Raw genomic sequence first — 23,095 nt, 5'->3', positions numbered from 1 at the left:
CACCGCCGCCGATGCCGAAGCGACGGCTGAGCGTGGTGGCGACATAATCGGAAACGAGCCGCGCCGATTGGCCGTCAACGTCGACGATATCGAACACCGTGGCGTTCTTTCTACCGATCTGTGCGCCGGATTGGCCGGCGTCTGCGACGATATCGGTTGCCAGAGGGCCCTCGCCCGGTACGGCTTGACATCCCGCAAGCGCGGTACAAAGCAAAAGGGCAGTCACTCGTTTCACTACGACACTCCGTATTCGGCACAGCCATGATTCTATTGAAGGAACTGCGCCGCATAAATTCCGCCGGCCTCTGAAAAGCACAAAGACCGTCCCGCAACAAGCCACCTCTCCGCCATGGCAGCCAAATTATTTGGGACTGCGCCTTTCCGGTCATACCGCTTCGACTTCGGTTACGGACTGTCGCGGTAATTGTCTTGGACGAGCGATACTAGGCGTATATCTACTCCTTCGGGGTTGAAAGCTAGGCACTTTGAGTTAAAAGCTCCCTAATACAGCAGAGGGGATAAAACCGGGAAATCCACCGAAGAGGAATGTTGCCCATTGCAATTCAAGTTTGATAGAGCAATGAGCCAAGACAATTTTAACGGCAGTTCAGAGCGTTCGATCATACATGACGGTTGAAATCATAGGGCGTGCATGCCTTGCCCCCGGAGCGACATCTCCTCAGGCGCTGTTCAAAATTCTTCGTCAGGGCAAGTGCACCGTGTCCCGCGTCCCTTCGGACCGCTGGGATCTGGCGCGATTCTGGCACCCGGCGATGGGCACGCAGGGCAAGACCTATTCGTTTGCCGCCGGCGTTCTCGAAGAGATTTATGACTTCGACCCTGCGGTCTTCGGCATGTCGCAGCGCGAGGCCATGTATATGGACCCGCAGCAGCGCGTCCTTCTGCAGCTGGCCTGGCGCGCGCTCGAAGATGCCAATATCTCGGTGGTATCACTGCACGGCGAGAACGTTGGTGTCTATGTCGGTGCCTCGAGCCTCGACCACGCCAACCTGACGGTCGAAGACCCGGCTGCCGCCGGCCCCTACTTCATGACGGGCAACACGCTCTCGATCGTCTCCAACCGCATTTCCCATGTTTTCGGGTTGAGCGGCCCGAGCATGACCGTCGACACCGCCTGCTCCTCCTCGCTGGTCGCCCTCGACCAGGCGATGCGGGCGCTCAACGCCGGTGAGATCGATACCGCGATCGTCGGCGGGGTGAACATCCTTGCTCATCCGCTTCCCTTCGTCGGCTTCGCCCAGGCGCGCATGCTTTCGCCCGAAGGGCTCTGCCGCGCCTACGACAACGACGGCGCCGGCTATGTGCGCGCCGAGGGCGGCGTCGTCTTCGTCCTGCGCCGCACGGAGCGGGCGCGCCGCGAGGGCGACCGCAGCTATGCCCGTATCGTCGCCTCCGGCGTCAATTCGGCCGGCCGCACCAACGGCATCTCGCTGCCGTCGCGCGAGGCTCAGGCCAATCTGCTCAAGGCGATCTATGAGGGCAACGGCATCGACGCCAATCAAGTGGCCTTCATCGAAGGTCACGGCACCGGCACCAAGGTCGGCGATCCGGCGGAGGTATGGTCCATCGGCACGGTGATCGGCGCCAAGCGCAGGGCTCCGGTACCGATCGGCTCGATCAAATCGAATATCGGCCACACGGAGCCCGCATCCGGCCTGTTCGGAATCCTGAAGGCCGTCCTGGCGCTCGAGAACAACTATCTGCCGGCATCGCTGCATTTCGATACGCCGAACGAGCACATCGATTTCGAAGGCCTCAACGTCCGCGTCACGGCCAATCCGATCGAGCTTCTGAAAGGCAAGCGCGCCCGGCTCGCCGGCATCAATTCCTTCGGTTTCGGCGGTGCGAACGCGCACGTCGTCATCAGCGATCCGGATCCGGCACAGCAGGAAAAGGGTGCGGCCTCGCCGGCAGGCCATGTATTCCTCGCAAGCGCCCATACGGCGTCGAGCCTGGAGAACCTGCTCAAGGACTACAAGGCCGCCTTTCAGGGCGCCTCCAGGGACGAGACGCGCGCGATCATCGCCGCCTCCGGCGCCAACCGGACGCATATGCGCCATCGCTTCGTAGCGCGCAGCGATCATCCCGAGGAAATCGTCAGGGCCATCGCGATCCACCTCGAAAAGCCCGGTTCCGATATCGGCGAGATCGGCGAAGCAGCCGTGAAGGACGCAAAGGTCGCCTTCGTCTTCTCTGGAAACGGCTCGCAATGGGCCGGCATGGGCGTCGAGGCGTTCCGGGAGAACCTGCACTTCCGTCAGTCCTTCACCTCGGTCAGCGCCCTCTTCAAGTTCCATTCGGACATCGCTCTCACCGACCTCTTGACCGATCCGGAGCTGGAACGAAAGCTTGCCGACACGAAGGTCGCCCAGCCGCTGCTCTTCGCGATCCAGGCCGCGCTCTCGGACTCGATCGTCGCCATGGGCATCAAACCGACCGCCGTCTTCGGTCACTCCGTCGGCGAGATCGCTGCGGCTTACGCGGCAGGCGCGCTGTCGCTGGTCGATGCCGTGTCGATTGTCGCGAAGCGATCCCTGCACCAGGATCTCCTGGCAGGCCAGGGCACCATGGCCGCCGTCATGCTCGGCGAGCAAGCGGCCGACGCTTTCGCCAAGGCGCGCGGCCTCAACGATCTCTGCGTCGCAGCCGTCAATGCACATAACTCGGTGACGATTTCCGGGCCGGCACACGAGATTTCCGCCTTTCGCGACGCCGCCCGCAAGGCGAAGATCCCGGTACAGATTCTCGACATCAACTATCCGTTCCACCATCCGATCATCGACCAGGCGAAACAGGCGTTTCTCGCCGATATTCCCGATATCGCCCCGCGTCACGCGGAGCTGACCTATCTCTCGACGGTCACCGGCTCCGCGCTCGACGGGACCGAGCTCGATCCCGACTATTGGTGGAAAAACGTTCGCGAGCCGGTGCGCTTCCAAGCCGCAGCCGAAGCTGCGCTCGAGCTCGGCTGTCGGCTCTTCATCGAAATCTCTCCGCGGCCGATCCTGGCATCCTATGTGAAGGAAACCATCAAGCAGGCAGCGATGCCGGCGAGCGTTGTTCCGACGCTGCTTCGCGACGCCGGAGCAAACGGCCACGACCCGATCTCGGCATCGATGGCGCGTGCCGTTGCGCATGGCGCGGCAGTCGACCGGCCGCGCGTCTACGGCAAGCGCAACGCGTTCATCACATTGCCGGTCCTGCCCTTCGAGCCGGTCGAACTGCGCCCGACTGCCACGACCGATGCGACGGACCTCTTCGGACGCTCTGGCAACCCCTACCGCCTCAGTGGCTGGCGCAGCGACCCCAATTCCGGAAGCTGGAAGAACCACGTCGACGCGCATCTTTTCCCGGATCTCGCGGAGCACGTCGTCGACGGCAAGGCGATCCTCCCGGGCAGCGGCTTCATCGAGGTGGCGCTCTCGGCGGCGCAGCAATATTACGGCAGCGACGAGATCGAGATCACCAATCTGGAGATCGTACGGCCGCTGGAACTCAGCGACAGCCGCATCATGGAACTTTCGACCATCCTGTCGCCCGAGACCGGAGACATCGAGATCCGGTCGCGCGAGCGTCTCTCGGAAGACGATTGGACGGTCCATGCCGTCGCTCGATGCCGTAAACCCACGCCCGGAACGAACGAAAATTCTCCATCGTTCGCCGGCATGGCCAAAACCGCGGTCGTCACGGCATCGAAGGCCTATGAAACGGCGAAACAGTTCGGGCTGGATTACGGCCCCCATTTCCAGCTTCTGTCGCGAGCCGTGGCCTATGGAGACCGGTTCATCGATGTCGAGCTGAAAGCACCGGAGGCGGCGGGACATCCCTTTATCACCTATGCCCTTCATCCGATCTCGGTCGACGCGACGTTCCATGGATTGGTCGCCCTCTTCGACCGCTTCAGCGGCGACCGGGGCGGCGCGCCCTACATCCCGGTGCGCTTCGGCTCGGTACGCATCGTCAACGCCGGCCGGCCGATTGCTCGTGCCCTGATCGAGATCGAGCGCGTCAGCACCAATTCGATCAAGGCAAGATTCCACTTCTTCGATGCGGCCGGCGCGCCGATTGCCCATTTCGACGATTGCCGCTTCCGCCGCACTTATTTGCGCAAGCACAAGACGCTGGAGGGGCTTTCCTTCCACTATGAGACGACGCTCTCCGACGTGGCTTTGCCCGGCGGGAGGACTTTAGCGGCCATCCCTGCGCAGTTGACGCATCAGACTGCCTCCGACGACGGTCCCGACAATGCGACGCTGCTCTTCAATGCCGCCATTTACCGCGCCTGCCAGGAAATCGCCCTGAAGCTCGGCAGAGGAAAGACCACGATCCAAAGCCACGTACTGCCCGGCGATTTCGCTTTCCAATGCTTCCTCATGAGCTGTCTCTATGCGCTCGAGGACGCGGGGCTTTGCGAGCATCAGGACGGCACCTGGAAAATCGCCCCGGAATTCGCGCTGCCGACAGTGCCGGAAATTCTCGGCGAACTCTATGGTGATCGTCCCGATCGCGCCGTGGAAGCGGTGCTTGTCAACAATGCCTATGCGGAAGCGCTCAGCCGGCTCGACAAGCTCTTCGCCTCCACCGCAGAGAGCGATGCCTCGACATCCTTCAACGCCGGTTTTATGAGCGAGGCGACGCTCGATCATCAGGCCGTGCATTCCGTCGCCAGCCGTTCGCGCATGGACGAGGTTCTCGCTGCCGTCGAGCGGGCGCTCGTGTCGCAGGCCGAAGGCGCCCGCTTGCGCATCGTGGAATTCGCCAGCGTCTCCGCCGGCTTCACGCGGCGGCTCGCCGAGCTCGCGGCCAGACACGGGGCGACGCTCACCGTCGTCGAACCGCGGGACAACGCCCAGCGCAACCTCGAGATCGCCTTCGAGGAGGACGCGCATGTGCGCATCCTCAAGAAGAGCGAGTTCGCTGCGATCGCGCCTTTCGATCTCGCCGTCAGCGCTTCGGACAATCTCTACCAGCTGATCGAAGAGGACAGCGGCGTCCGCACCGCCTTGCGATCCAAGCTCAGGGAAAACGGAGCCGTGGTCGCAGCGGTCAGCGCGCCGTCGATCTTCGGTGACTTCGCCTTGGGTCTCTCGGACGGATGGTATTCGCGCAGCCAGACGGCGGAGTTCCCGATCGGCAAGATCGCGGCCGTGCCACACTGGCAGAAATGCCTTACGGATCTCGACCTCAGCGACGTCGCCGTCACCGACCGCGAGTGCCCGCACGGCAGCACTATCCTCATCGAGGCGCGCGGCGCAGCGGTGGCGGCAAGTGCAGGCGCCGAGGCGAACCGGATTGCTGCGGCCTCCTATCTGCTGGTCGAGACTGCAAATGCCCGGAAAGAGCCGCTGCCCGTCGATACGCACGCAATTCCCGTTGCCGTGACCGGCGATATGGCCGCTGATGTCGCAACGCTCCGCACCGCCCTCGAGGCGCTTGGCGAGCGACCGGTGCGCACGATTTTCGTGTCTCCGGCGGACCGCCTTGGCGCGGATGATTCCGCGCTGCTGCAAACGCGCGTGCTGGCACTGAGCGCCTTCGCCGAGGCGTTAAGGCAGCATCAGGCAGACGCCGAAGCAACCGGCGACGACCGTCCGCGCCTCGTGCTCGTCGCTCCCGGTGGCGCGCCGGTCTCCGGATCGGCAAGCTCGGGGATCAATGCGGGATTGTGGGCGTTCGTCCGCGTTCTGCAGAACGAATACGACTTCCTCGACGTTCATGCGCTCGATCTCTCCGATCACGCGGACTTCAGCCACGCGGATATGCTTTCCTCGGCGCTCCCCCTGCTGACGGTGTCGGGGCCGAACCGCGAGTGGTTGTTCGACCGGGCAGCCGGGCTGCTTTCGGAAGTTCGCGCTGTCCCCGGCGCGGCGAGCAGGACCGCGGGCAAGACGAACACCTTTGCGGCGGCGACCATTCGCCAGCGGGTCAGCTCGCAGGTCGCAAGCATCGCCTGGGAAGAAAGCACGGTGCCGGAGGCCGGACCGGGCGAAGTCGTCGTCGCCGTTGTTGCGACGGGCTTGAACTTCCGCGACGTCATGTGGGCGATGGGCCTGCTCCCCGAGGAAGCGCTGGAAGACGGTTTTGCCGGCGCGACAATCGGCATGGAGCTTTCCGGTCACGTGGTCGCGGTCGGCGAAGGGGTCGACGACCTTGCCGTCGGCGACTCGGTGATGGCGATCGCCTCTTCCGCCTTCTCGACGCACGCGGTCGTTGCCCGCGCCGGCATTGCCAAGCTGCCGCGCACGATGGATCCCGTCGCCGCCGCGACCGTGCCGGTCGCCTTCCTGACGGCCTATTACGCAATGGTCGAGCTCGGCCGCATCCAGGCGGGCGAGACGATCCTGATCCACGGTGCCGCCGGCGGCGTCGGCCTCGCCGCGCTCCAGGTCGCAAAGCTCAAGGGAGCCAAGGTCATCGCAACGGCCGGAACGCGCGAAAAGCGGCGCTTCCTGACGATGCTCGGCGCCGATCATGTCTTCGACTCGCGTTCGCTCGGCTTCGTCAACGACGTCCGCGCGGTCACCGGCGGCGAAGGCGTCGACCTCGTGCTCAACTCGCTCTTCGCCGAGGCGATGGAGCAGAGCCTGGCTCTCGTCAAACCCTTCGGCCGGTTCCTGGAACTCGGCAAGCGCGACTACTATGCCGACAGCAAGATCGGGCTCAGGCCGTTCCGCCGCAACGTCAGCTATTTCGGCATCGACGCGGACCAGCTTCTCGTCAATGCGCCGGAGCTGACCAGACGCATCTTTACGGAAATCGGGGCGCTCTTCGAGCAAGGCCGGCTTACGCCGCTGCCCTATCGCGCATTCGATTTCGATGAAATCGGCAACGCCTTCCGGCTGATGCAGAATGCCGGTCACATCGGCAAGATCGTCGTCCTGCCGCCCACCGCCGGTAAACACGAGGTGACGGCGAAACGAAGCAAGAGCATGAAGGTCGATGCGGACGGCATCCATCTCGTCGTCGGCGGTATCGGCGGCTTCGGTCTGGCGGCGGCCAACTGGCTCATCGAAAAAGGTGCGCGGCGAATAGCACTCTGCTCCCGCCGCGGCCAACCGGATGCGGAGACGGGTGCAGCGATCGAACGGTGGCAGAAGGCCGGCGTCTCCGCATCGCTGCATGCCTGCGATATCACCGATGCCGCAGCCGTGGATACGCTTCTTACGACGCTGCGGCGTGAAGCGCCGCTCCGCTCCGTCGTCCACGCGGCGATGGTGCTCGACGATGCGCTGATCTGCAATCTCAACCGCGAGCGCAACCGGCCGGTTATCGACACGAAGGCCAAGGGCGCGGCGATCCTCGATCGCCTCACCCGCGGCGATGAGCTCGACAACTTCATCCTGTTCTCATCGGCAACGACGATGGTCGGCAATCCCGGACAAGCGAACTACGTCGCCGCTAACGGCTATCTCGAAGGCCTTGCTCGCGCACGACGCGAAGAAGGCCTGGCGGGGCTGGCCGTCGGCTTCGGCGCGATCGCCGATGCCGGCTACCTGACCCAGAACGCCGACGTGAACGACCTGCTCGCCAAGCGTATCGGCAAGACGGCGTTGAAGGCGCAAGTCGCGCTCGACATGGTCGAGAGCCATATCGCCGCCGATCCGGGCACGGTCGATGCCGCGGTCGTGATGATTTCGGAGATCGACTGGACGGCTGCGCGCAACCTGCCGGTCGCCCGCAACGCTCTCTTCGAGGTGATTCTGCGGAGCGCCGACCAACATGCCTCGGGTGCCGAGGGCACGAAGATGGATCTCGTCGCGATGATCGAGGGCAAGTCGCCGCAGGAGGCGGAGGAGATCCTGTTCGACCTGGTGGCTGGTGAGATCGCCGCAATCCTCCGCGTGTCGAAGGATACGGTGACGCGCGGCAAGATATTGAAGGAGATCGGCCTCGATAGCCTGATGGCGGTGGAACTCGGCATGAGCTTCCAACAGAACACGGGCTTCGATATGCCATTGAGCGGCGTCGCCGACAATACGACCGTGGGCGATGTTGCGCGCAAGCTCTACGAAAAAGTCAGCAAGCGCGACCAGAGCGAGGACGGCGAGTCTGGCGACGACAAGCTCGTCACCGAACTTACGCAGCGTCATACCGGGGCGGTCAAGGAAAAAGCACTGAGCCAATGAGCAGCGACGGAAACGGCCAGACCTTCTCCAAGATGAACAGCAGCCTCAAGGAGAGCCTGCTGGACAGGATGAGGAATACGCATCAATCGTCCGAGCGCAACCGAATGGCGCGCTCGGAACGGGAGTTGCCGCCGGCGCCACGTCGCCAGCAGGCCCGCTTCGAAGACCTGCCGGAATACAAGCAGGTACAGGCGCAGAAGCTGGTGAGCGAGCAGTTCGGCATCGCCAATCCGTTTTACCGGCCGCATCAGACGGCGGCCGGCGCAACGACGATGATCGACGGCCGTAAGCTGATCAATTTCGCTTCCTACGACTATCTCGGGCTGAACAAGCATGCCCATGTCCTCGACCGGGCGCAGGAGACGATCGGCAATTTCGGAATCTCCGCCTCGGCGAGCCGGCTGGTAGCCGGCGAGCGGCCGCAGCATGTGGAGCTCGAGGAAAAAATCGCGTGCTTCTATGGCGTCGACGCAGCAGTCTGCTTCGTCAGCGGATATCTGACCAACGTCGCTGCCATCAGCTGCCTGATCGGCCCGAAGGACCTCGTCATCCACGACGAATTTATCCACAACAGCGCGCTCGCCGGTATCAAGCTCTCGGGCGCCACGCGGCGCCTGTTCAAGCACAATGACACCGCCGATCTCGAACATGTGCTGCGCACCGTTGCAGGCGACTATCGTTATATCATGGTGATCGTCGAGGGCATCTATTCGATGGACGGCGACACCGCCAACCTGCCGGCGCTGCTGAAGCTCAAGGCCGAATATGGCTTCTGGCTCATGGTCGACGAGGCCCATTCGCTCGGAGTCCTCGGGCGGCGCGGCAAAGGTCTTGCCGAACATTTCGGCGTCGATCCGCACGAGGTCGACATCTGGATGGGGACGCTCTCGAAGACCACGTCGAGTTGTGGCGGGTACATTGCCGGCAGCGAGGCGCTGGCGGCCGTGCTCAAGGCGTCGGCCGGCGGTTTCGTCTACAGTGTCGGCCTCGCGCCGGTGCTTGCGGCATCCGCCGTCGCCAGCCTCGATATCCTCGAAAGGGAGCCGGAGCGCACGGCGGCGCTGAGACGCAACGGCAGCCTCTTCCTGAAGCTCGCCAAGGAAGCCGGCCTCGATACGGGGCTCAGTGGCGGCTTCTCGGTCGTGCCGGTTATCGTCGGGGATTCGCTGCGCGCCGTTCAGCTCTCCAACGACCTGCTGGCGGCCGGCATCAACGTGCTGCCCATTATTCACCCGGCGGTGCCGGAAGGACAGGCACGTTTGCGCTTCTTCATCACCTCAGACCATACGGAGGAACAGATCCGCCGCACCGTGACGCTGACCGCCGAGCGGCTGAAGGAGCTCACGGAACGCAATTTCGGCCTCGGCGGCGTCGATATCGAAAAGATGCTGAAGACGCTCTCGGCGCGCTAGAGCGGGACGAGGAAAATTGTGCGCGGTTTCCGCCCGCATCACGCCTCTAACATCTTGGTCGAAAGCGTCACCTGCCGATAACATTACAGCGCCGCAAGCGGGTTCTCTACATGACACATGTGATCATCACCGGAGGCTCCAGCGGCATTGGCCTGGCACTCGCATCGATTTACGGCGCCCGCGGCGCGCGTCTCTCGCTAATCGCCCGCTCTCGCGATCTCCTGCAAGCGGCGGCGCAGAAGCTGACATCGAAATACGGCGTGAAGGCCGAAGATATCCGCATCGAGCCCGCCGACGTCTCCAATGGGGATGAGATCGGTGCCGCGATCTCCCGTTGCGTGAATGCGCTCGGCCCCTGCGATATTCTCGTGACGGCGGCGGGCGTCGTCGAGCCTGCTCCTTTCGAGGCGATGCAGAGCGCGGCCTTCCACCGCCAGATCGAAACGAATTTTTTCGGCACGGTCCATGCAATTCGCGCCGTCTATCCAGACATGATGCGGCGGCGCGAGGGCCACATCATGATGATTTCCTCCGGCGCCGCCCTGATCGGCATTTACGGCTATACGGCCTATTGCGCGTCGAAGTTCGCGCTGCACGGCTTTGCCCAGGCGCTCCGCAGCGAGGCGCGTCGCCACAATGTCAGCGTCTCCGTCTGCTTTCCGCCCGACACCGAGACGCCGCAGTTCGAGCGCGAGCTCGCCTCGCGGCCGCGCGAGGCGAGCGTCGTAATGGGAGCGGTCCGCCCCTGGACGGCCGAGGCGGTCGCCCGGAAGATCGTAAGAGGCATCGAACGCCGGCGGTTCGAAATCTACTTCGGGCCTACTTTGTACCTGCTTGGCCGTTTCGGGCCCGCGATAAGACCTCTTATCAATTGGTGGTTCGACAGGGCAATCGATCGCCGCGGTGGACGGTGAGGCGGGCGCAGCCCGGCCACGCTTGTGCCGGCCGAGCTTAGTCTTTAAGTCAAAGGATGGCACCGCCGCCGAGACGGCATCGGCGGTGAAACGGCATAAAGGTATTTGCTTGACGCTTCTTCCCTTCCACCTGCATGACTACCCGATAGCATTGGCCATCATTTGCTATCTGCTGAGCTGCGGGGTGATCTTCTTCACGGACCGCTTCGCCCTGCCGGCACGTGAGCGCAGGAGGAACGCTCCCCCCTACGGGCGCAATCAGGCCATCATCGACGCGCTTGCCCGCCTGCCCGTCATCGCGCTGGTCTTCGCCGGCTTTTTCGCAATCTCCTGGCGCCCCCTCTATGCGGCTGCCGGCACGATGAGCTTCTTCATCATCTTCACCGGCATTTCCCGAGCGAAGTTCAAGTTCATCCGCGAGCCGCTGGTCTTCTCCGACATCGCGCTCGTCGCGGACGTCTTCAAGTACAAGACGATCTTCTACGCGACCTCACTGAACATTCTTTTCTGGATCGTCGCCTTCGCATACGTGTTCGGCGTCTCAGGAATGTACATGTACTTCGAGCCGAGCGTCCTGCCCGCAAGGGACAAGTCGTTCTGGATCGTGGTGATGATCTTGATTGCGGCGGGACCCTGGCTACTCCTGTTCTACGGGCCGGTGAACCGGCCTACAGCCGCGCTCGTCCAACGGCTGGTGGGCAAAAAGGTCAATGTGAAGATGAGCACGGTGCGGTTCGGCACCTTCGGTTCGGTAGTCTTCCACTTCATTGTCTGGCTGGGGGTCAAGCGTGAGAAGATCGTCGCTGAGCTTTCCGAACGCCTGCGCGCAGCGGTCCATGACCTGATCGGCCACGAGGAAGCGCCGTTGATCGTTGTCTGGCAGTCGGAGTCCTTCATCGACATGCGGCACTTCGGCGTCAATTCGATCAAGCTACCCACGATCGACCGGCTTCGCAAGCAAGCGGTTCAATGGGGGCGCCTGAGCAATGTCTTCGAAGGCGGCTATACGCTGCGAACCGAATTCGCCGTCCTGAGTGGCCTCGTGCCGGACGACATCCATGTCGACGCGAGCTACCCCTATCTCCGCGCGGCGCATTATGCCGACGTGGTCTGGCCGGGAAAGCTGAAGCGCGCCGGCTGGCGCACGCATTTCATCCACCCCTACGACCGGACGTTCTTCCTCCGCCACAAGGCGATGCCGGTGCTCGGCTTCGAGAAGCTCACCATGCTCGACGCCTTCGAGCACAATCCCGAACGGGACGGGCTCTACGTCTCCGACGCGACGCTGGCGACGAGAGTGCTTGCCGAGGTTCACAAGTTACCGGAAGACGAGAGCGGCTTCGTCTTCGTCGCGTCGATGGCCAATCACGGTCCGTGGGAGCCCGGACGCGTCGGGACCCTCACCAATCCGGTCGACATCTACCTGGCGATCCTTGAGCAATCCGACGCCGCGCTGAAGAAGCTCGTCGACGGCCTCGACAGGCTCGACCGGCCCGTCTGGCTCGTCTTCTACGGCGATCATGCGCCGCTTCTGAAGTCCTTCGCCGACCCGTTTCCAGACCCCCGGACGGATTATTTCATCGTGCCGCTCGCCGATGCCCGGCCCGCCGGCCAGAAGCCGAAAGCGGCTGAGAACGAGGACCCGTGGAACCTGATCCGATCGCTGCTCAAACACGCCAACCTGCACAAGGAAGCGCTGCAATAGCGGCGGCTACCCGGAAGCCCTAACAATGACGGCAGGCAAGACGATCAAAGGCTCGCAACGGCGGACATTCCTGTTCCTGCAGGGACCATCCTCGCCGATCTTCGCCAAGATCGCCGCGCGGCTCGCGGCGCTCGGTCACGTCTGCTTGCGCATCAATCTCAATGCGGGCGATCAGATCTTCTGGCGGCGCCCGGGCGCCCACAACTACCGCGGCTCCATCGAAGGCTGGCCAGCCTATATCGAGGCGTTCATCCGCCGGCATGCGGTGAGCGACCTGGTCCTGCTCGGCGAGGAGCGGCCTTATCACCGGATCGCCATAGCCGCCGCCCAAAGAGCCGACGCGCAAGTCTTCGTCATCGAAATGGGATATCTCAGGCCGGACTGGCTGACCCTCGAGCGCGGCGGCATGTCGTCCAACTCGCATTTCCCCGCCGATCCGACGCAGATTTTGGAGGCTGCAGAGGGATTGCCGGAGCCGGACTGGCAGCGGCGCTACCGGCAGAGCTTCCTCGCCGAGGCGGCCTATGACCTTCTTTACAACCTCCCGAACGTCTTCCTCTGGTTCCTCTTCCCCGGCTATCGCCGGCACGCGATCTTTCATCCGCTCGCCGAGTATGCCGGCTGGCTGAGGCGGCTTGCGGCCGGCCAGCGCCACCAGCGGGCGGCCGATGCGATAGTCCGCTCCCTTCTATCCAGTGGCTCGCCCTATTTCGTCCATCCGCTGCAGCTCGAGACCGATTATCAACTGCGCGCGCATTCGCCCTTTAGCAGCCAGCGCGACGCGATCCGTGAAATTCTCACGTCCTTCGCACGCGCGGCGCCGGCGACTGCCAAGCTTGCCGTCAAGGTGCATCCGCTCGATAACGGTCTCATCCCCTGGCGAAAGATCATCGGCCGCAAAGCGACCGCGCTCGGAATCTCGGGTCGTGTCGTCTATCTCGACGGCGGCAATCTCGACCTGCTGACCGAGCACAGTGCCGGTATGGTGACCGTCAACTCGACCGCCGGGCTTCATGCGTTAAGACAGGGCAAGCCGGTGAAGATCCTCGGCAAGGCCGTCTTCGACATTGGCGGCCTTACCGATCAGCAGCCGCTCGACGCATTCTGGGCGGCACCGCAGCCGCCGGATGCGCAGCTCAATGCGGCGATGTTCAGGCTGATGGCCGCCTCGATCCAGGTCCGCGGCAACTTCTATTCCCGTGCCGGAACGGATGCCGGCGCTCAAGCGATCGCCGAGCGGCTGCATCGCGACAGCGTCAATCAGCCGGGCGCCTTCGTCGACCCGCCGCCCCGGCAAAAGCCTGCGAAAAGAAATATATCCGAGGATCAGGCGACGCCGGCGCGCAGCAGATCGTGAATGTGCAGGATGCCGACCGGCATTCCCGCCTCATCGACGAGGAAGAGCACGGTGATCTTGTGCTCCTCCATGAACTCCATGGCGGCGCTCGCAAGCACGTCGCCGTGAACGACTCGCGGATTGCGCGACATCACCTCTTCGACCGGCTGGCTCAAGAGGTCGCCGCTCATGTGGCGGCGCAGGTCGCCGTCGGTGATCACTCCGACCAGTGCTCCCTTTTCATCGACGATGCCGACGACACCAAAGCCCTTCGCCGACATTGCGATGACCGCCTCGCTCATCGGGCGACCCACCGCCACCAAGGGGACCTGCTCGGCCACGTGTGCGAGTTCTTGGACAAGCCGCAATTGCGCGCCGAGCTTGCCGCCCGGATGGAAGGTCTTGAAATCCTCGGCGGAAAAGCCGCGCCGTTCCAAAAGGGCCATTGCAAGCGCATCGCCGACTGCTAATTGCAGCATCGCCGAGGTCGTCGGCGCAAGCCCGTGCGGGCAGGCTTCCTGCACCTTCGGCAAGACGAGCGCGATCTCGGAATTGCGCGCAAGGGTGCTGTCGCGGTTGCAGGAGATCGAGACGACCGGCACTTTGAAGCGCTTGGCGTAGGTGAGCATGTTGGCGAGTTCCGCCGTCTCGCCGGACCAGGAGAGCAGGATCAGCACGTCGTCGGCTGTGATCATCCCAAGGTCGCCGTGGCTCGCCTCCGTCGGGTGGACGAAATAGGCCGAAGTTCCAGTGGAAGCCATGGTGGCAGCGATCTTGCGGGCGATATGCCCGCTCTTGCCGACGCCGGAAACGACTACCCGGCCCGCGCCGTCGCCGACCAATGCGACGGCATCGACGAGGCCCTGCGCAAAAACTGCGTCCGTCACCAGGTGTTCGGCTAGCGCCTCGATGCCGTTCTTCGCCGTCGTTATCGTCCGACGGATCGAATCCATTACGGCGACGCCGGAATGCGCGTCCGCCTTCACGTGTCTCAAGCCCATCATCGACCCCCGATTCTTTAACGAGAGGCCGCTCTTTTCAGCGGCGCGGCAAATATCGAGCCAGATAGGCCCTTTTTTCTCGCAAACCAAGTCTCCCGCTGCATGAATCCTCGCATCCGGACCGATTTGCACGGCAATTCACAGCTCTCTACCGTCACATCTGCAGCAATTCAAAGTGCTATAGCGGCTTTGCGCGTCTGATGAGAAGCGGTGCCGTTGTGAGACAGGCGGTCTCACCCGGCACGTTTTTCTACTGTGGTTTCCGGAGGGACCGCGCCATCGGCGGCGAACTCGGCGAGCGTCATCGAATCGAGGATCGAGGCCATGGCGTCGCGCACCGACGTCATCGAGATGCGGACCCGACAGGTCTCCGGATCGCTGCAGTCCTCGCAGACCTCGTAAGCCGTGCGGCTCGCACAGCGTATGGGCGCCAGCGGTCCGTCGAGCGTCCGTATCACATGACCGATGCGGATCTCGGAAGCCGGACGCGACAGCGAGTAACCGCCGCCTGGGCCTTTCTTCGAGCGCAGCACGCCGGCATTGCGCAGTTCGAGCAGGATCGTGTCGAGAAATTTCTTCGGAATATTGTTGCGGAGCGCGATCTCGTTGATGAAGGCGGTTTCACCAGGCGCCAGCCGCGCCAGATCGACAAGCGCTTTCAGTCCATATTTTCCCTTTTTTGTCAGCATTCGAGCCAATTCTCCCCGGTTCCGCTAACGGCGAAACCGTCCATGACACAACTCGTCTTGGCATAGCACAAGAATGCGTGGTCAATATACAGTTATAGTCGACAATCAGCGAAGATGAGCGGTCGAATGCTGCTGCAGAAAGGAGACCGTCGAAGCAATGATGTTCATCGAGGGTTAGAAAGCGTGTGCGGTCTTGCGCCCCATCGCGCACCGACATTGGAAAGCGGGTCACGATGACTTGGGGAGCCCGAAATCACCGTGACCTCGATCGATATTGCGGCGGCATGCTTCGGATACGAGCGTCATGCCGCAAAGCCGGCCGAATGACTACGCTGGCTTTGTCCGCCCCGCCCGGCGAGCAGGTGCCGGATCGCTGTCCGCGCTTCGTCGGCCGAATGGAAATGCTGCTTGTCGAGATCCCAGACGTGATACTTCACCGCGAGAAACTTCAGCCGGTCTTTATCCGGAACGACAACTCCGACGGCTTCGCCGTCATATTCGATAACTTGCTTGCTCATGTAATAACGCTCCCCCGCGCGGCTTAGGCGCGGATCATTCGATTCTCGGCAAAGGGTGAATTCGGGAAGTTCGAAGGGTCACATTCGCCAAAGCGTGCGAATGAGCCCTTTCACCGTTGCGCGACAAAGGGAACGCGAGCCGCAGAAAGCGGCGGTGTTTTCGAACATGTCACTCTCCTTCGGCTTGGCCCGGCAGCGCGCGCCGGGGCGTTTCATGAACAATTCGAGGCGGATTCCTTCCCCCACGATTTGCAAGTTAGAATAATCCACCAAATCAGTCAACTCCAGAAACGAAGAAACGAAAAATAATTCTCTTTTCAACGTTCGGGCGCCGACCGCGTGGACAATTCTGTTCGCCTGCCCTTCGTGAGCTCGAGCGCTATTTAGGGAGCGCCGAATCGACCCGCAAGGGACGGCTCTGATAAAGACAGCACTTTCGGACGAAAAAGGGGCGGCCCCGCAGGGCCGCCCCTTTCGCTTCATCACTATTGCGCGAACGCGAGAAGCCGATCAGGCCGTTGGCGTTCCCGCCTGCTGCGCCCCGGAGCGGCCGGCTTCCCGATCTTTCCACCAGCGGCTCAGGAAAAGCAGGATCGGTCCGCCGATATAGATCGACGAGGTCGTCGCCACGATGACGCCGAAGATCATCGGCCAGGCGAAGCTGCGCACCGCCTCCCCGCCCCAGATCGCCATCGGCACCAGCGAAAGGGCCGTCGCCATCGAGGTGAAGATGCATCGCGCGATCACCTGATTGATGCTCATGTCGATGAGGTCGGAAAACGGCATCGACTTGTATTTGCGCAGGTTCTCGCGCATGCGGTCGTAGACGACCACCTTGTCGTTCACCGAGTAGCCGATCATCGTCAGCAATGCCGCGATCGCCGTGAGGTTGAAGTCGATCCCGGTGAGCGCGAAGAAGCCGACGGTCTTGGTGATGTCGAGCAGCAGCACCGCGATCGCGCCGACGGCGAAGTGCCATTCGAAGCGGAACCAGATGTAGAGCAGGATCGCGACCATGGCGAGGCCGACAGCAAGGAAGCCGGATCGTGCCAGCTCGCCGCTAACCGTCGGACCGACGACCTCCGTCCGCTCCATGCTGACACCCGGGATGGCCGTCGTAACGGCATCCTTGATGCGGTTCAGCGCCGCCGTCTGCTCCTGCTCGCCGCCAGGCTGCCGCTGCACGCGGATCAGCACCGATTGGCCGCCGCCGAAGTCCTGCAACGCCACCTCGCCGAGGTTGAGCTCCTCGAGGCTGTGACGCAGCGTCGGCAGGTCGATCTTCTCCTTCGACACCGCCTCGACCTGGATACCGCCGATGAAGTCGATGCCGTAGTTGAGACCCGGCGTGAAGAACAGGATGACGGAACTGATCGACAGGAAGGCCGAAAAGCCGATCGCCTGGAAGCGGCGCTTCATGAACGAGAAGGTCGGCAGGTGCGGAACGCGGCCGAAGAGCGACGGGATCTCCAGCTTCTTCATCTTGCGACGGACGACGACCTCGCGCATCAGCAGACGCACGACGGTGACCGATGTGAACATCGAGATGACGATGCCGAGCATCATGGTGACGGCAAAGCCGCGGACAGGGCCGCTGCCCAGCCAGAACAGGAGGATCGTGCCGGCAAGCGTGGTGACGTTGGAGTCGAGGATCGTGGCGTAGGCCTTGTTGAAGCCGACGTCCAGCGCCTTCATCGCACCGGCACCCGCCTCGGTCTCTTCGCGGATACGGGCGTTGATGAGGATGTTGGCGTCGACCGCCATGCCGATGCCGAGAATGATGCCGGCGATGCCGGGGAGCGTTAGCGTCGAGCCGATCAAGCCGAGCACGCCGATCGTCATGATCGTGTGCAGCACCAGGCCGATATTGGCGATCATGCCCCAGGCGCCGTAGAGGACGATCATCAGAGTGACGACGAGACCGAAACCGGCAAGGCCGGTGTAGAGGCCCATACGGATCGAGTCGCTGCCGAGGTTCGGACCGACCGAGCGCTCTTCGATGATGGTGAGGGGCGCGGGCAAGGCACCGGAGCGCAGGAGTGCGGAGAGAACCGTTGCTTCCTCGACGGTGAAGTTGCCGCTGATCTGACCGCGGCCGCCGAGGATCGGCTCGTTGATGACGGGTGCCGTCAGGACTTTGCCGTCGAGGACGATCGCGAAGGGCCGGCCGACGTTTTCACGGGTGATGTCGGCGAACTGACGGGCTCCGAGCGAGTCGAAGGCGAAATCCACCACCGGCTGGTTCGTACGCTGGTCGAAGCCGACCTTCGCATCTTCGAGGCGCTCGCCGGAAATGGCGACGCGGCTTTCGACCGGATATTTGTTGCCGTCGTTCGCGCCGGGAAGAATGTCGACGCCGCGCGGCGGCGGCTGCGTGACGTCCACGCTCTGATCGAGCATGTGGAAGCTCATTTGAGCGGTGGAACCCAGAAGCTCGCGCAGACGAGTCGGATCCTGAAGACCCGGCAGTTGGACGAGAATGCGGTTCGAACCGATCCTCTGGATCAGCGGCTCGGCAACGCCGACCTGGTCGACGCGGTTGCGGATGATCTCCAGGCTCTGCTCGACCGCCTTGGTCATGCGGTCGGCAAGCCCTGCCTCGGTCATGGCCAGCGTCACGACGTCGCCGTTCGTCGCCACCTCGACTTCGGCAGCGGTGGCGCCGAAGCCGACCGTGCTTACGGGTGTCGCCAGTTCCTGCAGTTTCGGCAGGACCCTTTCGCGGTCCGCAGCGTCCGGGATGCTCACGGTCACGCTATTGCCGCTGATGCGGGCCGAGGAGGCGGAAACGCGCTCGCCGCGCAGCACGCGGCGGGTGTCGTCGAGAAGCGAGTTGAGGCGAGCTTTCTGAAGCCCTGCCCCGTCGACCTCGAGCACGAGGTGCGAGCCGCCCCTCAAGTCGAGGCCGAGGGTGACCGGCTTGAAAGGCAGAACGGAAGCGACTTGCTGCCTCATGGCCGGCGTCAGAACGCTCGGCAGCGCCGCGAGGCATCCGAAGATAATGATCGCGACATAGGCGAGAACCGCCCATCTGGATGTACGCATGTGGAAATTCCATAAAAGCCTGAACGCGCCTTTCGGCAGCGTCCGGGCCAGGTTTCGTCAAAGGCTTAAGGCAGGACCGGAAGCCCCGCCGAACTCTCACAGGATGGTTATCGTCGCAGGCGGGGCGCGAATGCGCTCGCTCCGCAGCGGCGTCCCCAATGCGATTTCGCCTTGAGGCAGCGCTACCGGGCGAGCCCCTTCCTGAGCGGGAAAGGCCACGCGTTCGAGCGGAAGGACAGACCCGGGATCGCCGCCGGTCGTCGATTTCCCGTCCGAGCGCTCTCCGGTAAAGCGGAGGTCGGGCAGAGCAGCGGCCCTTGAGACCTGGCGGACAGCCGGGCGATCGGAGGAACCGCTATCCGGCGCTGCGACGCCGCCGGCTCCCGTCGCCACGCGGCCGGAAAAGCTTTGGCCGACCACGATGACCTGCATGGCAAGGGAGGCACAGAAAAGCCACAGCACGGCAAGGAGCCGGCTGGCCTGCATGCTCTTGCTGCCACCACCCAAGAGGTCCATCGAGGACGCGATCCCTTTCTCTCGGCGCCATCGAACAGGCGCCAGCGAGACGAAGTCAGCCCAATGCCGACCTTAATGGAAGAACGTGGCCGGATTCGAGCATTAACGCTCTTAACATCATTCCGGGCCGGAAAAGTCAAATTCCGTCCCGGCGCGATGCAATCACGGGAGCCGTCAAGCGGTTATGCCGGCAGTCTTCTCCTGATGGATTTCGATGAGCGAAGGCCCGAAGCGCGCGGCCGCATCGGCGAGGGCGCGTGGCAGATCGTCCACATTTGCCAGCCGCTCGGCAGGCACGCCATAGGCCTTGGCGGTCATGAGGAAATCGGGTGCCGACGGTTTGACGCCTTCCGGTTTCACGCCGGATTCGACCATGTAGGACTCTATTTCCTTGTAGCCGTCATTGTTCCAGACGAGGAAGACGACCCGGGCCCCGGCATCGACCGCCGAGCCGATCTCGGCCAGTGAGAACTGAAAACCGCCGTCGCCGACGAGGCAGACGACGGGCCGCGCGCCATCGGCAATAGAGGCGCCGACCGCCGCCGGCGGCGCGTAGCCGAGCGAGCCGTAGCCGGTCGCGGAATTGAACCAGGCGCGTTGCCGGGGCGCATCGCAATAGAGATTGCCGGCATAGACCGCCTGCGTCGAATCGCCGACGATCGTGCAATCAGGGAGCGCCGTGTAGATCATGTCTATGACGCCAACTTCGGCGCGCATCTTCGCGGTCAGCTCCTTCAGCGCCGCCTTACGCGCGGCATCGGCCCGGGCCGCCCCATCCTTGGCGGCGGCGTGACCGGGCAGGAAGCCCGTGATGCCCGCCGTCGCCGTCTTCGCGCCGGAGAGGATCGAAAGGGCGGCCTGCGGTCCGCGGGCGAGCTGTGCCGCGTCGATGTCCGTGCGGATGAGGTTCTTGAGCGCCGGAAAGCCGCCATCGGCATAGAGGTCATAATCCGTCTGGCCCATCTCGGTGCCGAGCGCCAGCACGAGATCCGCCTCGCGCAGCAAGCTGCGGACGGCCTTGAGGCTTGGGCTCGCCGGCACGCGGAGCGGATGACCGGCGAGCATGCCGCGGGCGTTGACGGTCGTAACCACCGGCGCTCCGATCCGCTCGGCGAGCTCGCGCACTTCCGCCTCCGCGGTCAGTGCGCCGCCGCCGCAGAGGATCACAGGTCGCGAGGCGTCGGCGCAGAGGATCGCCGCCCGCTGCAGCGTCTCGCTGTCGGAGCGCGGACGGGTTGCCGCTGCCGGCTTTGCCGCGCGACTCTCGATCTTCACGGCCATCACGTCGGTCGGAATTTCAATGTGAACGGGACCCGGCCGGCCGGAGAGCAGGACCGCAAAGGCGCGCTCCACCACGAGCGGCAGATCCGCCGGATTGAGGAGTGTGTGGGAATAGAGCGCAAGCGTCTTCACCATCCCGTGCTGGTCGGGCAGCTCATGCAACAATCCACGGCCGTGCCCGAGCGAGTCGCGTCGGTTGACGCCGGAGATCACCAGCATCGGGATCGAATCCTGCCGCGCCTGCGCCATTGCTGTGATCGTATTGGTAAGCCCCGGCCCGGTAATAACGAGCGCCACACCCGGTTTGCCGCTGACGCGTGCATAGCCGTCGGCCATGAAGCCGGCCCCCTGCTCGTGCCGCGGCGTGACATGACGGATTTTCGACGCCGCCAGGCCGCGATAGAGCTCGACCGTATGAACTCCGGGTATGCCGAACACGACCTCGACACCGTTCGCCTCAAGCAGATCGACGAGGACCTCGCCGACGGTTTTCATTTCAGCGGTCATGCGCGGCGCTCCCTGAGAAGGCTCAAACGTTCGGCCAGAGACGCGATGCGGTGGCATGCCTCGTCAATGGCGGCGTCGGGGACGGTGAGGCTCATGCGCAAGAAGTCCCGCGCCTCCTCGCCGAAGGACGAGCCCGGCATCACCGCGACCCCCTCCTCCTCGAGCAGCGCCCAGGCGAAAGCCTCGCCGGGGAGGCCCGTGCCGGCGACGTCGATCAGCGCGAACATGCCGGCCTCCGGCGGCAGGACCGACACGCCAGGCACCTTGGCAAGGCCATCGACGATCCGGAGGGCACGCCGCTTGTAAGCCTCGCGCATCTGCCTTGCCGTATCGATCTCATGCGTCAGTGCATAAGCCGTCATGTCGGCGATGAACGGCTGCTGGCCGAAAAGCATGGTTTCGGAAACCGGCAGGAGCCGCCGGGTGAACTCGGCAGGGCCGACGGCCCAACCGCTGCGGAAGCCGGGGGCCGCATGCGACTTCGAGATGGAAGATACGACAATGGTGCGCTCGGCGAGATCCGGATCGTCGAAGGGCGAGGCGAAGGCGGCGTCAAAAACCAGCTCCTCGTAGACCTCATCGCAGACGATCCAGAGGTCGTGGCGACGGGCGACCTCGCCGATCGCCGCAACCTCCGCCGCCGTCAGCACGGCGCCTGTCGGATTGTGTGGCGTGTTCAGGAGCAGCACCCGGCAGTCGGGTGTAACCGCCTTTTCCAGATCGTCCGCCTGCATGTGAAAACCATGTTTCGGCTTCAGCGGCACGAATACCGGATGGGCGCCGGTGGAGCGGATGACGCCCTCATAGGTCGCGTAGAGCGGATCGCCGACAAGCACGCCGTGGCCAGCCTCCGCGAGGCCGAGCATCACGGCGAAGAGCGCTGTCTGGGTACCCGGAAAGCAAAGAATGTTTTCCGCCGTTACGTCGGCACGGCGCCGGCAGTATTTTTCCACAAGCGCCGCCACCACGCCAGGCTCGCCCCGGCCGTTGGAATAGCGATAGCGCCCCGCATTCATGGCTCGCTGACATTCGTCGAGGAGGGCGCGGTCCGGCGGCAGATCTGGTTCGCCGATGGTCAGCTCGATGATGTCGGCGCCGCTTGCCTTCAATTGACGCGCACGTGTGTGCAGCGTCCATTTCCCGGAACCGAGTTCGGCAAGACGTGAGGTGATCGACGCGTAACGCAAATATTCCTCCCTTGTTCTAATTTTCGATGGGAAGGCCGAGCAGCGCTTCGACCGACGCCATGGCAATGCTGACCAGCTCGCCCTCGCGAAAGAGATCGCCTGCGAGGCAGCCTTCGACCCAGAGCCCGTCGACGAGGCCGTTGATCGCGATGGCATAGCGGCGGCATTCCTCGGCGCCGGCCGGTCTACCCTTGGCCGCGAGGAAATCGCCGAGCAGATCCTGAAGCGCGTTGCGGAAGGCGAGATAACCTTCGCGGTGGATCTCGGCGAGCACCGGATCGACACGCACCTGGCTGATGAAGGCCGCCCAGAGCGAGACGCTGCGGCTGTCGGCCACGGGTTCGGTCAGATTGATGGCGATGAAATCCTTCAGCCGCGTCGTGGGGTCGCCCTCAACGTTCTTCGCCTTTTCCGTGAGCGAGGCGATGACGGCGCGGTAGGCCTCCGCGATCATCTGATCCTTGGATTCGAAGTAGTGACGCACGAGCCCTGCCGTAACGCCGGCGCGAACCGCGATCTGCCGGACCGTCGCTCCCTTGAGGCCGAACTCGGAGATGCAGTCGAGGGTCGCTTCGATCAGCTCCTGACGCCGTTCGCCCTCGGGGGCACGATGAAAGCTGCGCCGGTTCACGGCAGCCTCCTGACCACAGGGCCGTAAGGCCAGATCGTCTTTGCCTCAGAACCGGTCCGGCTCATACATTGCTCCTGTTGGGGGAATGACCATTCTCGCGAGAGGCGTCAAAAAATCGACGCCGAAGTTATTATACGCTTGAATAATAGCGGCACAAGTGCAACGATGCTGCTTAAGAAACAGCGTGACAAGCCGAAGATGCTGCA

At 63.4% G+C, this 23,095-nt stretch carries 14 protein-coding genes and 1 pseudogene; 5 read left to right on the top strand and 10 right to left on the bottom strand.

Going from position 1 to position 23,095, the window contains the following annotated elements:
* Window positions 1-235, bottom strand: a pseudogene (locus AYK65_RS32865) (polysaccharide biosynthesis/export family protein); the annotation flags it as partial.
* A 391-nt stretch (window positions 236-626) separates the two neighbouring features.
* Here AYK65_RS32865 and AYK65_RS02905 point away from each other — a divergent pair.
* The 5 genes from AYK65_RS02905 (at window position 627) to AYK65_RS02885 (ending at window position 13,535) form a co-directional block, all read left to right on the top strand.
* On the top strand, window positions 627-8,147 hold the full coding sequence (locus AYK65_RS02905; RefSeq protein ID WP_081157890.1) for a type I polyketide synthase: 7,521 nt from the start codon (window positions 627-629) through the stop codon (window positions 8,145-8,147).
* Entirely contained in the window at window positions 8,144-9,559 is a 1,416-nt protein-coding gene (locus AYK65_RS02900; RefSeq protein WP_046119894.1) for an aminotransferase class I/II-fold pyridoxal phosphate-dependent enzyme, read from the top strand. The genes AYK65_RS02905 and AYK65_RS02900 overlap by 4 nt, the downstream gene beginning before the upstream one ends.
* A 110-nt stretch (window positions 9,560-9,669) precedes the next feature.
* Window positions 9,670-10,473: an SDR family oxidoreductase gene (locus AYK65_RS02895; protein WP_046119895.1), complete on the top strand. Its 804-nt coding sequence runs from the start codon at window positions 9,670-9,672 to the stop codon at window positions 10,471-10,473.
* Between the two features lie 85 nt (window positions 10,474-10,558).
* Window positions 10,559-12,178, top strand: coding sequence for an LTA synthase family protein (locus tag AYK65_RS02890; RefSeq protein WP_026613281.1), 1,620 nt, complete (start codon window positions 10,559-10,561; stop codon window positions 12,176-12,178).
* A 25-nt stretch (window positions 12,179-12,203) separates the two neighbouring features.
* Window positions 12,204-13,535 (top strand): capsule biosynthesis protein, encoded by a 1,332-nt coding sequence (locus AYK65_RS02885; RefSeq protein ID WP_081157889.1) that lies wholly within the window; start codon window positions 12,204-12,206, stop codon window positions 13,533-13,535.
* Here AYK65_RS02885 and AYK65_RS02880 read toward each other — a convergent pair.
* The 9 genes from AYK65_RS02880 to AYK65_RS02840 form a co-directional block, all read right to left on the bottom strand.
* Entirely contained in the window at window positions 13,505-14,515 is a 1,011-nt protein-coding gene (locus AYK65_RS02880; RefSeq protein WP_081157937.1) for a KpsF/GutQ family sugar-phosphate isomerase, read from the bottom strand. The genes AYK65_RS02885 and AYK65_RS02880 overlap by 31 nt on opposite strands.
* A gap of 233 nt (window positions 14,516-14,748) precedes the next feature.
* Window positions 14,749-15,204 carry an RrF2 family transcriptional regulator gene (locus AYK65_RS02875; RefSeq protein ID WP_026613284.1) on the bottom strand — a complete coding sequence of 152 codons (456 nt, stop codon included), beginning with the start codon at window positions 15,202-15,204 and terminating at the stop codon, window positions 14,749-14,751.
* Window positions 15,205-15,506: 302 nt separating this feature from the next.
* Window positions 15,507-15,722: a hypothetical protein gene (locus AYK65_RS02870; RefSeq protein WP_046119897.1), complete on the bottom strand. Its 216-nt coding sequence runs from the start codon at window positions 15,720-15,722 to the stop codon at window positions 15,507-15,509.
* A 78-nt stretch (window positions 15,723-15,800) separates the two neighbouring features.
* A complete protein-coding gene (locus AYK65_RS32310; RefSeq protein WP_085031651.1) occupies window positions 15,801-16,043 on the bottom strand; it encodes a hypothetical protein in 243 nt (80 codons plus the stop codon).
* Between the two features lie 189 nt (window positions 16,044-16,232).
* The gene (secD, locus tag AYK65_RS02860; RefSeq protein ID WP_026613287.1) at window positions 16,233-18,767 is read right to left on the bottom strand and encodes a protein translocase subunit SecD; all 2,535 of its coding nucleotides are present in this window, start codon (window positions 18,765-18,767) and stop codon (window positions 16,233-16,235) included.
* Window positions 18,768-18,863: 96 nt separating this feature from the next.
* Window positions 18,864-19,283 carry a hypothetical protein gene (locus AYK65_RS02855; protein ID WP_046119898.1) on the bottom strand — a complete coding sequence of 140 codons (420 nt, stop codon included), beginning with the start codon at window positions 19,281-19,283 and terminating at the stop codon, window positions 18,864-18,866.
* Between the two features lie 174 nt (window positions 19,284-19,457).
* On the bottom strand, window positions 19,458-21,071 hold the full coding sequence (locus tag AYK65_RS02850) for a 5-guanidino-2-oxopentanoate decarboxylase (RefSeq protein WP_046119899.1): 1,614 nt from the start codon (window positions 21,069-21,071) through the stop codon (window positions 19,458-19,460).
* Entirely contained in the window at window positions 21,068-22,258 is a 1,191-nt protein-coding gene (locus AYK65_RS02845; protein WP_081157888.1) for a pyridoxal phosphate-dependent aminotransferase, read from the bottom strand. The genes AYK65_RS02850 and AYK65_RS02845 overlap by 4 nt, the downstream gene beginning before the upstream one ends.
* Window positions 22,259-22,274: 16 nt before the next feature.
* Window positions 22,275-22,889: a TetR family transcriptional regulator C-terminal domain-containing protein gene (locus AYK65_RS02840; protein ID WP_026613291.1), complete on the bottom strand. Its 615-nt coding sequence runs from the start codon at window positions 22,887-22,889 to the stop codon at window positions 22,275-22,277.
* Window positions 22,890-23,095: the final 206 nt, after the last annotated feature.

The organism is Ensifer aridi (assembly GCF_002078505.1).
GTDB lineage: Bacteria > Pseudomonadota > Alphaproteobacteria > Rhizobiales > Rhizobiaceae > Sinorhizobium > Sinorhizobium aridi.
Note: the sequence above shows the minus strand (reverse complement) of the source record. Positions and strands in the feature narration are given on the sequence as shown.